The organism is Lentiprolixibacter sp. (assembly GCF_982873095.1).
Genome location: NZ_CEYNTP010000059.1, coordinates 1 through 12,812 on the forward strand (window position 1 = coordinate 1; position 12,812 = coordinate 12,812).

Consider the following 12,812-nt stretch of genomic DNA (forward strand, 5'->3'; position numbering starts at 1 on the left):
GGATGTGGATGGATCTGTGGAGGCCTTAACGGATTCCTTCCAGAAATTATCCACGGACGAGATACAGGTGAATATCATCCACAAAGGAGTAGGTGCGATTACCGAATCCGATGTATTGCTCGCTTCTGCGTCTGATGCGATTGTGATCGGGTTTAACGTACGGCCCATGGGTAACGCCAGGGATATTGCAGACAAAGAGGAAATTGATATCCGGATCTATTCCATTATCTACGATGCCATCAACGACCTCAAAGATGCGATGGAAGGGATGTTGTCGCCCGAAATCAAGGAGGAGATTACAGGAAATGCTGAGATTCGCGAAACATTTAAAATTTCCAAGATTGGAACTATCGCCGGATGTATGGTGACCAGTGGAAAAGTCTTCAGAAATTCTCAGATCCGCCTTATCCGTGATGGAGTAGTGGTATATACCGGAGAACTGGCTTCCCTGAAGCGGTTTAAGGATGACGTAAAGGAAGTATCCAAAGGCTATGACTGTGGTCTGCAGATAAAGAACTACAACGACATCAGGATCGGGGATATCGTAGAGGCCTTCCAGGAAGTAGCTGTCAAGAAGACCCTGTAAGCAACCTTAAGTTGCACAAATCCAAGATTTTAGAGTATTTAAAGAGGGCTTCCTTTATTGGGAGTTTCTTCTCGAAACCTGTTCGGGTTTGAGGAGCAGTGCGGCAGGGTATTTTTTTCGTACTTCCAGAAATTTTCTTTCCGCCTCCAGTTTGGTCCTGAAATTTCCTACCCGAACGCGGTAGGTGGGGGAATCAAATATGATTTTCGGTGTCCACTGTGGAAAATCGATCCTTACCTGCGATTTTAGATCCTCGGCTTCTTCATAACTTCCAAAGCCCACCTGAATGGTGTAGTAATTCACCCTGGAGTTGGAAATTTTATACAATTCCAGCAGCCGGTCAATTTTTGGATCCTGGTCTATGGTCACTGAGCCTTCCTGCCCGAAAGCCAGGGATCCCAAAAGCAATACCGCAGAAAATAACAGGGTACGCACCAGACTTTTAGTATTTGAAGGCAAAAAATTCATGTGACAAAGGTAAAGGATTCGCCTAAAATCAAGGGAAATTCATCTTATTTAGAATAATTATAAATTATAAATTCTAAAATTTTAACATTTTCAGAATAAAGTCAATGTTGTATTTTTGACCACAATTTTAACGCCGAGAATTTACGTGTTTTTCGTTATTGAACGTAATAATCGTGCCAAGATTTCGATAGAAACAACTCCAATATGAAAAAGGTTTCGTACCGCAATCAAATCCTCACCGTTTTCGGTAGTTTATTCATAGTTTTTTCTTTGTTCTCCACCACTCTTCACGCCCAGGATGCGGAAGGTGAAGCTGTTGCAGGTGAAGAACAGGCAACGGAAGCCGTTGGTGGTGATCCCGTTAAAGGAAAGCAGTTGTTCAACCAAAACTGTGCTGCCTGTCACGCGCTGAACCGTAAAATGACGGGTCCGGCTCTGGCAAACGTGGAGACAAGGCTTGCTGAGGAAGAAGGTCTGGACAAAGAGTGGTTGTATTCCTGGATCAAGAACAGCGCCGGGATGATCAGTTCTGGTGATGCCTATGCCGTTAAGATCTACAACGAGTACAATCAGGCGGCCATGACGGCTTTTCCTACCTTGTCCAATGAAGATATTGACGATATTCTCGCCTACACGGCCGCGCCTCCTCCCGCACCTGCCGCTGCTGCTGCAACTACAGCTGCTGCCGAAGGTCCGGATGAGCAAACAGGAATTAGCAATGAACTGATCCTGGGGGCCCTTGTCGTGGTTTTTGCTTTGCTGGTGATGATGCTTATCCTGGTAAACAATACCTTGAGGCGCATTGCTGAGGCCAATGGTGTTGTCATTGAGAAAGAACGCGCTGAAAAACGCATGCCCCTATGGAAGGCTTTCGCCAAAAACCAATTCCTTGTGCTGGTGTCCTCTATTTTCTTATTGTTGGCCGCCGCGTACTTTGCTTATGGATGGTTTATGCAAGTAGGGATCGATCAGGGGTACGCGCCTATTCAGCCGATCCACTACTCTCACAAGATCCACGCAGGGGATAACAAAATCGAATGTAAATATTGCCACTCTTCCGCAAGGGTGTCCAAGCATTCCGGAATTCCTTCATTAAATGTATGTATGAACTGTCATAAGTCCATCTACGAATACAAAGGAAACCCGGAAGGCCCCAGCGCAGAAGACCTGGCAAAAGGATATACCAATGAATTCTACACAGCGGAGATCAAAAAGTTATATAAGGCCGTGGGATGGGACGAGGAGAACCAACGCTACACGGGTGAATCACAGCCGGTGGAGTGGGTGAGGATCCACAACCTGCCTGACCTGGCCTACTTCAACCACGCTCAGCACGTAACTGTGGGGGAAATTGAATGTCAGACCTGTCACGGTCCGGTGGAGGAAATGGAAATCATGTACCAGTACGCCCCGCTAACCATGGGCTGGTGTATCAACTGCCACCGTGAGACCAATGTTCAGGTTGAAGATAACGGGTATTACGAAAAAATTCATGAAGCACTTTCCAAGAAGTACGGTGTTGAAAACCTGACTGCCGCACAAATGGGCGGTTTGGAATGTGGAAAGTGTCATTACTAAACAGAACAGGAGAAGAAGCTAAACATACGTATATAGCATGGCATCAAACAAGAAATATTGGAAAAGTGAAGCGGAGTTAAATCCGAACGATTCCATTATTGAGACGCTTAGACAAAATGAATTTCCTGAAGAAATCCCCGTGGATGATTTTTTGGGCGACAAGGAAAATCTTGCCTCAGGAAACACCAATAGAAGGGATTTCCTCAAGTATATAGGGTTCAGTACAGCAGCGGCCACTATGGCTGCCTGTGAAGGTCCGGTAAGAAAATCTATTCCCTACGTAGTACAACCCGAAAAGATTATCCCAGGGGTGGCCAATTACTACGCTACCACCATCGCTAACGGATACGACTTTGCCAGCATCCTTGTGAAGACTAGGGAAGGCCGTCCCATCAAGATAGAAAACAACACAGAAGCCAAAACGCTGGGAGGCACCAATGCCCGGATACAGGCCTCTGTTTTATCCTTATATGACAGTACGCGCCTGCAAGGGCCTACATCCAATGGGAATGCCATCGAGTGGGATGCCCTGGATACAGCAGCCAAGGAAAAATTTGCTGCATTACAGGCGTCCGGAAAGCAGATCGCCTTCCTGACACAGACCTATGCAAGTCCGTCTACCAACCGCTTGATCGCTGAATTCAAAGAAAAATTTGGCAATGCAAACCACGTTAGCTATGATGCTGTCTCAGAAGAGGCCGCGTTAAAGGCATTTGAGGCTTTTTATGGTACGCGGGCACTTGCGGATTACGATTTTAGCAAAGCGGAGCTGATCGTTTCGATCGGGGCCGACTTCCTGGCCGATTGGCAGGGTGGAGGCTATGACGCGGGATACGCAAAGGGAAGGGTTCCCTCGGAAGGGAAAATGTCGCGGCATATCCAATTTGAATCCAATATGTCCCTCACGGGGGCAAATGCCGACAAGCGGGTTCCCTGTACCCCGGCAGCACAGAAAAAAATACTGGCGAGCCTCTACGGTAAGTTAAACGGCAGTAATGTAAGTGTTGATTTAAGTGATGCCTTAAGCGAAGCGGTAGATATAGCAGCCGCACAAATTCGCCAGGCAGGGAGTAAAGCTGTGGTGGTTACGGGTCTGAATGATGCAGATGCTCAGAAACTCGTATTGGCCATTAACCAAATGTTGAATAGTGAAGCATTTGATACGGCAGCACCAAAATACATTCGTCAGGGGAATCAGGAAGCGTTGCAAAAGCTGATCAGCGATATGAAGGCCGGACAGGTGGGTGCCCTGATCATGGATGGGGTGAACCCCATGTTTACTTTGCCGAATGCAGGGGAATTTGCAGAGGCCGTGGGTAATGTGGAGATGACAGTAGCCTTTTCCACCAATCAGACGGAAACCACTGAAATTTGTCAGTATGTAGCTGCCTCCAACCACTATTTGGAAAGCTGGGGGGATGCGGAAATGAAAAAAGGCCACTACAGCCTAACACAGCCGGCGATACGCGAACTCTTTGATACCCGCCAGTTTCAGCAATCACTGTTGAACTGGATGGACAGCGAGCAAAGCTATTACGAGTACATAAAAGAAACATGGTCTGGGATCCTCGGTGAGGTTTCCTGGGAAAAAGCGCTTCACGATGGTGTGTACATGATTTCCGCAATGGAAACTGCACCGGATACCCCGGTATCAGCAGAGCAGCCAGCGGATCTCGAGAGTATAACACAATCCGTACAGCGACTTGCAAATGCTGCCGCTACTGAGATGGAATTAGTACTGTACCCCAAGGTGGGTATGGGAGATGGGCAGCAGGCAGGGAACCCCTGGTTACAGGAATTCCCTGATCCGATCACACGGGTGAGTTGGGACAACTACCTTACCATTTCGCGTGCTGATGCGGATAAATTGGGATTTGTAAATGAGAACGCAGCGAACGGCGGCCTGGATGGTAGTTATGCAAAAGTTACCGCAAACGGGGTAAGCCTGGACAAGGTCCCTGTGATCATTCAGCCTGGGCAGGCACCTGGAACTATAGGGATTTCCCTGGGCTATGGACGAAGTGTAGGTATGAAACCCGAAATGAAAACCGGGGTAAACGCTTACAAACTGTACAACAACTTCGACAATATTCAGTCCGTTCAAATAGAAAAAGCGGCAGGCATGCATGAATTTGCATGTATTCAATTGCACAAAACCCTAATGGGTAGGGGTGATATCATCAAGGAAACCACCCTGGAGATATTCAATACTCGGGATCATGCCGAGTGGAACAAACAACCGGTAGTTTCCCTGGACCACCAGGAAGTACCGGCTACCACGGTTGACCTTTGGGACAGTTTTGATCGCTCCATCGGGCACCATTTCAATATGTCCATAGACCTCAATGCCTGTACAGGTTGCGGGGCCTGTGTTATTGCCTGCCATGCTGAAAACAATATCCCGGTTGTAGGGAAACGCGAGGTCCGAAAGTCAAGGGACATGCACTGGTTGCGAATAGACCGGTACTATTCTTCTGAAGACACCTTTGAAGAGGATGTAGAGAAGAAAGAAGGACTTTCCGGGGCCTTTGGTTCCAAGCGGGGCTTTGAAGAAATGGAACAGGCAGCGGCTAACCCGCAGGTAGCTTTCCAGCCGGTTATGTGCCAGCACTGTAACCATGCTCCATGTGAGACCGTTTGTCCGGTTGCGGCTACTTCCCATAGCCGTCAGGGACAGAACCATATGGCTTACAACCGATGTGTGGGTACGCGCTATTGTGCCAATAACTGCCCCTACAAGGTAAGAAGGTTCAACTGGTTCCTCTTCAATAACAACGATGAGTTTGATTACCACTTCAATAACGACCTTGGTAAAATGGTGATCAACCCGGATGTTACCGTAAGGTCGAGAGGGGTAATCGAGAAGTGTTCCCTTTGTATACAAATGACACAAAAGACCATCCTGGATGCCAAGCGAGAAGGCAGGGAAATCAAGGATGGCGAGTTCCAGACCGCTTGTTCCAATGCATGTAGCACTGGCGCGATAGTATTTGGAGACATCAATGATAAAGAAAGCGAGGTAGCAAAACTCAAGGAAAGTGACCGCATGTACCACTTGTTGGAAAGTGTGGGTACCCAGCCCAATGTTTTCTATCACGTGAAAGTAAGGAACACACAAGAAGCATAATCAACTAAATAAACGAAAAAGGATTTATGGCGTCGCATTACGAAGCACCAATCAGGAAACCCTTAGTTCTTGGAGACAAAGGCTACCACGATGTGTCCGCGGATATTGCCGCTCCGGTAGAAGGAAAGGCCAATAAACAATGGTGGATCGTTTTTTCCATTTCCCTGGCGGCCTTGCTCTGGGGTATTGGTGCAATAGTATATACCATCAGCACCGGTATCGGTACCTGGGGGTTAAACAAAACCGTGAACTGGGCCTGGGACATTACCAACTTCGTCTGGTGGGTAGGTATTGGTCACGCGGGAACGCTGATCTCAGCAGTACTTTTGTTATTCCGGCAGAAATGGAGAATGGCCATCAACCGCTCTGCGGAGGCCATGACCATCTTCTCGGTTATTCAGGCAGGACTATTCCCCCTGATACACATGGGTAGGCCCTGGCTGGCCTATTGGGTGGTTCCTATCCCAAACCAGTTTGGTTCCCTGTGGGTGAACTTCAATTCGCCCCTGTTATGGGACGTATTCGCGATCTCCACCTATCTTTCGGTTTCTCTGGTCTTCTGGTGGACGGGCTTGCTGCCCGACTTTGGGATGATCCGGGATCGCGCCGTGAAACCCTTCCAGAAAAAGATCTATAGCCTGGTAAGTTTTGGTTGGACAGGTAGGGCAAAGGACTGGCAGCGTTTCGAAGAGGTTTCCCTGGTACTGGCCGGGTTAGCCACTCCGCTGGTACTTTCGGTACACACCATTGTATCCTTTGACTTTGCCACCTCCGTGATCCCCGGATGGCACACCACCATCTTTCCACCGTACTTCGTTGCCGGTGCGATTTTCTCCGGGTTCGCCATGGTGCAAACCCTGCTGATCATCATGCGTAAGGTGTGTAACCTGGAAGCGTACATCACGGTACAGCATATCGAATTGATGAACATCATCATCATGATCACCGGTTCTATCGTGGGTTGTGCCTATATCACAGAATTGTTTATCGCCTGGTACTCAGGAGTGGAATATGAGCAATACGCTTTCCTCAACAGGGCTACAGGACCTTACTGGTGGGCGTACCTGCTGATGATGTCCTGTAATGTGGTATCTCCACAGATCATGTGGGTCAAAAAGATCCGTACCAGTATTATGGTATCCTTTATCATTTCCATCGTTGTGAACGTAGGGATGTGGTTTGAGCGATTTGTGATCATTGTAACTTCCCTGCACAGGGATTACCTGCCCTCCTCATGGACCATGTTCTCGCCCACTTTTGTGGATATCGGGATCTTTATCGGAACCGTTGGCTTCTTCTTTGTACTCTTCCTGTTATATGCAAGGACCTTCCCGGTAATTGCGCAGGCTGAGGTGAAATCCATTCTGAAATCCTCAGGAGAGCGTTACAAAGCTCTGCGGGCAGCAGGAAAACCATTATACACCGTTAGAAAAGAAGCTGTAATCCGGGAAACCATTATAGAAAGTGAACAGGAAGAAGCGCCTGCACCTCAGGGAGCGGCACCAGCTTTTAGCCTTTTAGGTGCACTGGGAAGTTTTGATGCGAGTACGCAAAGCCCGGATAACCTGCAGAAGGTTAAAGGTATAGGGCCCATGATGGAGAAGACCCTGAATAAGCTGGGTATATTCAGCTTCCTACAGATCAGTAAAATGACCGAGAAGGAATACAATCTGCTGGATGAACTTACGGGTTCCTTCCCAGGACGCGCGCAGCGTGACGATTGGGCCGGACAGGCGAGAATGTTTCTAAATACAGACAAATAAGTATGGCTGATACCAAAATACACGCATATTACGACGACGACGATGTATTGATGCACGCCGTAAAAAAGGTAAAGGCAGCAAAGCATCACATAGAAGAGGTATATTGCCCGTTTCCGGTTCACGGACTGGACAAGGCCATGGGGCTGGCCCCGACGCGTATCGCGATCACTTCCTTTATGTATGGATGTTTGGGCCTTGCAGTTGCTATTGTCATGATGAACTATATCATGATACAGGACTGGCCCATGAACATTGGTGGAAAACCCAGTTTCAGCTACATTGAGAATATGCCGGCTTTTGTCCCGATCATGTTCGAAATGACGGTTTTCTTTGCAGCCCACCTGATGGTGATCACCTTTTACCTCAGGAGTAAGCTATGGCCCTTCAAAGAAGCGGAAAATCCGGATGTGCGGAGCACGGATGACCATTTTGTTATGGAAATAGAAGTACATAACAACGAAAAGGAATTGAAGGAACTGCTCATCGATACCGGTGCAGTAGAATTGAATATTATTAAAACAAGGCATTAAGAAATGAAGGAGTTATTCCAAAGTTTGATGATATTGGGGATACTGTTGCTGGGGGTTTCCTGCGCAGACAGTAGCCGACCCAATTACCAGTATATGCCCAACATGTATGAGCCAGTAGGATATGAAACCTATCAGGAAGTAGACTTTCTCCCTGAAGGGACCGAGGCCCTTACGCCACCGGATCATACCGTGAAAAGAGGATGGTTACCTTACGAATTCAGCGACGATCCTGCTGGGAAAGAATTGGCAAGAGCACAGCAGAGCCCGCTGGATAGCCTGAACCGGGAAGAAAATTTGGCCAAAGGAAAGGAATTGTACGACATCTATTGTGCGATCTGCCACGGCAACCAGGGAAAAGGACAGGGTACGCTGGTGAAGCGTGAAAAAATCCTCGGGGTGCCGAGTTATGCAGATGCAGCCAGGAATATAACTGTAGGGAGTACCTATCACACCATTTACTACGGCCTGAACTCAATGGGTTCTTATGCCGGACAACTCAATTTTGAGGAGCGCTGGCAGGTATCAGAGTACGTGATGAAATTGAAAAACGACTTAACACAATAATACAGCGGACAGTACTATGTATACGTTTTCGAACAAACTTAAAATGGGTGCAATTATCCTGATGGTCCTGGGAGCACTGGGAATGACCATTGGTTTTATTTCTGCACCATCAACGGTGGAAGATGCCAAAGCCATGGTTGCTGCCCACGATGACGGGCATGGCGGATCCCATGAAGCGGAACATGCTGCGGTCGCTGAGGAAGGACACGGAGCAGTTGCCGGGGAAGATCACGCTGCGCATGATGAACATTTGCTTCATCAGCTGCAAAACCGTCCCTGGGCGGCACTGTATGTAGCAGCTTTCTTTTTCTTTATGATTGCCCTCGGGGTACTGGCATTTTATGCCATACAAAGGGCGTCACAGGCGGGTTGGTCCCCATTGCTCTTTCGGGTGATGGAAGGCATTACCGCCTACATCGTTCCCGGCGGGATAATTGTTTTTGTGATCCTGGTGCTCTCTGTATTCCACTTTAATCACCTCTTCCCCTGGATGGATGCCGACTTAGTGGCCGAAGATACTATCCTAAAGAATAAGGCAGGCTACCTTGACCCCACCTTCTTCCTGATCCGCGCAGCGATCTTTCTGGGAGGGTGGATCGGTTACCGGGAAATTTCCCGCAGGCTGTCTATCGCTCAGGACAATGCCGATGACGATTCCAGTTTTAAAAAGAATTTCAGGTGGTCCGCAGGTTTCCTCGTATTTTATCTGGTTACCGAATCTATTATGTCCTGGGATTGGATCATGAGCGTTGACCCGCACTGGTTCAGCACCCTCTTTGGCTGGTATGTTTTTGCCAGCATGGTGGTATCAGGAGTAACGGTAATCGCCATGATTGCTATTTACCTGAAATCCAAAAACTACCTTCCCGATGTAAACGACAGCCATATCCACGATTTGGCCAAGTTCATGTTCGGCTTCAGTATCTTCTGGACCTACTTGTGGTTTGGACAGTTCATGCTGATCTGGTATGCCAATATCCCGGAGGAGGTAACCTATTTTGTTACACGGATCGAAGATTATAAATTGCCGTTCTTTGGAATGGTGGTCATGAACTTTATATTCCCCTTGCTGGTGCTGATGAACAGTGACTACAAACGTATCAACTGGTTTGTCATTATGACCGGTATTGTTGTACTTCTGGGCCACTACCTGGATGTGTTCAATATGATCATGCCATCAGCTGTGGGTGACCAATGGTTCATCGGCATTCCAGAATTGGGTGCACTGAGTTTCTTTAGCGGAGCCTTTATTTACTGGGTGTTCCGTGCCCTGACCAAAGCGCCGCTACAGGTTACACGTAACCCATATATAGAAGAGAGCAGGCAGTTTCATTATTAATGGAGTTGAAGTAGTATAAGAATAATTTGAAGAGTTGAAATGAGTACAGTACTGATATTAGCTGTTGTAGTTTTAGTAGGGATCGCCATTTGGCAGATGACTAAAATATTTGAATTGTCCCAGGTGAAGGCCGAAATTTCTCAGGTCGCCACAGACAAGGACAACAAGTATAATGGCTATCTCCTTTTTGGGTTCCTGATATTTATTTATCTGTTTACCATCTTTTGTTTTTGGAAATACAGCAAATTTATTTTGCCTGAATCAGCTTCGGCCCATGGTACCGATTATGATAGCCTGTTGCTGTGGTCCTTTGTGATCATTTTCATTGTACAAACGATAACTCAGGCCTTGCTCCACTATTTTGGTTACAAATACAAAGGGGAGAAAGGAAAAAAAGCCCTGTTTTTTGCAGACAATGACCGCCTGGAATTTATATGGACCATCATCCCGGTAATTGTACTTGCCGGTCTGATCCTCTGGGGCCTCTACACCTGGACGAACATTATGGACATCAACGAGGACGATGATCCCCTCGTAGTAGAGCTATACGCCCAACAGTTTAACTGGACCGCCCGTTACGGGGGAACTGACAACGTGCTCGGGGATGCCAACGTTAGGATGATCGATATTGACAAGGCAAACGTACTGGGTCTGGATGAATCCGATCCCAACGCAACAGATGACATTATAGTAAAGGAACTGCACCTCCCTGTAGGCAGGAAAGTCAACTTTAAAATGCGGTCGCAGGATGTACTGCACTCGGCTTACATGCCCCACTTCAGGGCACAGATGAACTGTGTACCCGGGATGATCACAGAATTTTCCTTTACGCCAACCATCACCACGGCAGAAATGCGCCTTAAACCGGAAATAGTAGACAAGGTGAACCGTACCAATGCTATCCGTGCAGAACGCGCTGCCAACGGGGAACCGAATTCGGACCCCTGGGAATTCGATTATGTTTTGCTCTGCAACAAGATCTGCGGGAAATCGCACTACAACATGCAAATGAAGATAATCGTAGAGACCGAAGAAGAATACAATGAATGGATCGCCAGTCAGCAGACCTTTGGTCAGTTAATGGCTTCTATGCAATAAAATCGCTATAAAAAGAAAAGAAAATTAAAAAAGAAAATTATGTCTGTATCAGCACATGCAACGGTAGATGAACACGCACACGACCACGGGCATCACCATCATAAGGAGACATTTGTAACCAAGTATATATTCAGCCAGGATCACAAGATGATTTCCAAACAGTACCTGATCACCGGGTTGATCATGGGCTTTATTGGGATCGCCATGTCTTTGTTGTTCCGACTGCAATTGGCCTGGCCGGGTGAATCCTTCCCCATTTTTGAGGCCTTACTTGGAAAATGGGCCCCTGACGGGGTAATGGATGCCGACGTATACCTGGCACTGGTGACCATACACGGTACCATCATGGTGTTCTTTGTACTGACGGCCGGTTTGAGCGGTACCTTTAGTAACCTGCTGATCCCCCTTCAGATCGGGGCGAGGGATATGGCATCCGGGTTCCTCAATATGCTTTCTTACTGGTTGTTCTTCCTCTCGAGTGTGATCATGGTGATCTCACTTTTTGTGGAAGCAGGACCTGCGGCAGCCGGGTGGACCATCTACCCACCACTTAGTGCTCTGCCAATGGCGCAACCGGGATCCGGTATGGGTATGACCCTCTGGCTGGTTTCCATGGCTATCTTTATCGCGAGTTCCCTGCTGGGTTCGCTGAACTATATCGTTACGGTAATTAACCTCAGGACCAAGGGGATGTCGATGACACGCCTGCCCCTTACCATCTGGGCCTTTTTTGTTACGGCTATCATTGGTGTGATTTCCTTCCCTGTTCTGCTTTCAGCAGCCTTGTTGCTGATCATGGACCGTAGTTTCGGAACTTCATTCTTCCTGTCTGATATCTTTATTCAGGGGGAAGTACTGCACTACCAGGGAGGATCTCCGGTACTGTTTGAGCACCTGTTCTGGTTCTTGGGACACCCTGAAGTATATATCGTACTGTTACCCGCACTGGGGATCACTTCTGAGGTGATGTCTACCAACGCCCGTAAACCGATCTTCGGTTACCGCGCAATGGTGGCGTCTATCCTTGCTATTGCCTTCCTTTCTACCATCGTTTGGGGGCACCATATGTTCGTATCCGGGATGAATCCATTCCTGGGGTCAGTGTTCACCTTTACCACGTTGTTGATCGCCATCCCTTCTGCGGTAAAGGCATTTAACTATATCACAACCCTCTGGAAAGGGAATTTGCAACTGAACCCGGCGATGCTGTTCTCTATCGGACTGGTATCTACCTTCATTACCGGAGGTTTGACCGGGATCATCCTTGGGGATTCCACACTGGATATCAACGTACACGACACCTATTTTGTAGTGGCCCACTTCCACCTGGTGATGGGTATCTCTGCGCTCTACGGACTATTTGCCGGGGTATACCACTGGTTCCCAAAAATGTTCAAGCGCATGATGAACAAAAACCTGGGCTATGTGCATTTCTGGGTAACTGCAGTTTGTGCCTATGGGGTATTCTTCCCAATGCACTTTGTGGGTATGGCCGGTGTACCTAGGCGTTACTACGAAAACACGGCCTTCCCGATGTTTGATGAGCTGGCCGACGTGAATGTGCTTGTGACCGTTTTTGCACTGGTTGCAGGAGCCGCCCAGCTGATCTTTGTATACAACTTCATCCACAGTATCTTCTACGGGAAGCCTACCGTACAGAACCCATGGAATTCCAATACGCTCGAATGGACAGCGCCTATTGAGCATATCCACGGGAACTGGGAAGGGGAAATTCCTGAAGTACACCGTTGGGCGTATG

The 12,812-nt window shown here is 47.8% G+C and carries 10 protein-coding genes; 9 read left to right on the plus strand and 1 reads right to left on the minus strand.

What is annotated here, in order from left to right; translation table 11 throughout:
- Nucleotides 1-586 (plus strand): translation initiation factor IF-2 (locus AC4E7D_RS05435; RefSeq protein WP_490172797.1); only part of this gene is annotated, 586 nt, incomplete at its 5' end.
- A gap of 54 nt (nucleotides 587-640) precedes the next feature.
- Here AC4E7D_RS05435 and AC4E7D_RS05440 read toward each other — a convergent pair.
- Nucleotides 641-1,021: an SPOR domain-containing protein gene (locus AC4E7D_RS05440; protein ID WP_490172798.1), complete on the minus strand. Its 381-nt coding sequence runs from the start codon at nucleotides 1,019-1,021 to the stop codon at nucleotides 641-643.
- 237 nt (nucleotides 1,022-1,258) lie between these two features.
- Between AC4E7D_RS05440 and AC4E7D_RS05445 the strand changes: the two genes are divergently transcribed.
- From AC4E7D_RS05445 to AC4E7D_RS05480, 8 genes are all read left to right on the plus strand, one after another.
- On the plus strand, nucleotides 1,259-2,632 hold the full coding sequence (locus AC4E7D_RS05445; RefSeq protein WP_490172799.1) for a c-type cytochrome: 1,374 nt from the start codon (nucleotides 1,259-1,261) through the stop codon (nucleotides 2,630-2,632).
- Between the two features lie 37 nt (nucleotides 2,633-2,669).
- Nucleotides 2,670-5,759 carry a TAT-variant-translocated molybdopterin oxidoreductase gene (locus AC4E7D_RS05450; RefSeq protein WP_490172800.1) on the plus strand — a complete coding sequence of 1,030 codons (3,090 nt, stop codon included), beginning with the start codon at nucleotides 2,670-2,672 and terminating at the stop codon, nucleotides 5,757-5,759.
- A 26-nt stretch (nucleotides 5,760-5,785) separates the two neighbouring features.
- On the plus strand, nucleotides 5,786-7,522 hold the full coding sequence (locus tag AC4E7D_RS05455; RefSeq protein ID WP_490172801.1) for a helix-hairpin-helix domain-containing protein: 1,737 nt from the start codon (nucleotides 5,786-5,788) through the stop codon (nucleotides 7,520-7,522).
- Between the two features lie 2 nt (nucleotides 7,523-7,524).
- Nucleotides 7,525-8,052, plus strand: coding sequence for a DUF3341 domain-containing protein (locus AC4E7D_RS05460; RefSeq protein ID WP_490172802.1), 528 nt, complete (start codon nucleotides 7,525-7,527; stop codon nucleotides 8,050-8,052).
- Between the two features lie 3 nt (nucleotides 8,053-8,055).
- On the plus strand, nucleotides 8,056-8,616 hold the full coding sequence (locus AC4E7D_RS05465) for a c-type cytochrome (RefSeq protein WP_490172803.1): 561 nt from the start codon (nucleotides 8,056-8,058) through the stop codon (nucleotides 8,614-8,616).
- A 16-nt stretch (nucleotides 8,617-8,632) separates the two neighbouring features.
- On the plus strand, nucleotides 8,633-9,955 hold the full coding sequence (locus tag AC4E7D_RS05470) for a quinol:cytochrome C oxidoreductase (RefSeq protein ID WP_490172804.1): 1,323 nt from the start codon (nucleotides 8,633-8,635) through the stop codon (nucleotides 9,953-9,955).
- Between the two features lie 39 nt (nucleotides 9,956-9,994).
- Entirely contained in the window at nucleotides 9,995-11,053 is a 1,059-nt protein-coding gene (locus AC4E7D_RS05475; protein WP_490172805.1) for a cytochrome c oxidase subunit II, read from the plus strand.
- Nucleotides 11,054-11,092: 39 nt separating this feature from the next.
- Nucleotides 11,093-12,812: cytochrome c oxidase subunit I (locus AC4E7D_RS05480; RefSeq protein WP_490172806.1), on the plus strand; the 1,720-nt coding region annotated here is incomplete at its 3' end.

Excerpts from the sequence above, each read along its gene's own strand:
- AC4E7D_RS05445 (WP_490172799.1), top strand. The coding sequence starts at position 1,259 with ATGAAAAAGGTTTCGTACCGCAATCAAATCCTCACCGTTTTCGGTAGT.
- AC4E7D_RS05475 (WP_490172805.1), top strand. The coding sequence starts at position 9,995 with ATGAGTACAGTACTGATATTAGCTGTTGTAGTTTTAGTAGGGATCGCC.
- AC4E7D_RS05465 (WP_490172803.1), top strand. The coding sequence starts at position 8,056 with ATGAAGGAGTTATTCCAAAGTTTGATGATATTGGGGATACTGTTGCTG.
- AC4E7D_RS05470 (WP_490172804.1), top strand. The coding sequence starts at position 8,633 with ATGTATACGTTTTCGAACAAACTTAAAATGGGTGCAATTATCCTGATG.
- AC4E7D_RS05455 (WP_490172801.1), top strand. The coding sequence starts at position 5,786 with ATGGCGTCGCATTACGAAGCACCAATCAGGAAACCCTTAGTTCTTGGA.
- AC4E7D_RS05450 (WP_490172800.1), top strand. The coding sequence starts at position 2,670 with ATGGCATCAAACAAGAAATATTGGAAAAGTGAAGCGGAGTTAAATCCG.
- AC4E7D_RS05460 (WP_490172802.1), top strand. The coding sequence starts at position 7,525 with ATGGCTGATACCAAAATACACGCATATTACGACGACGACGATGTATTG.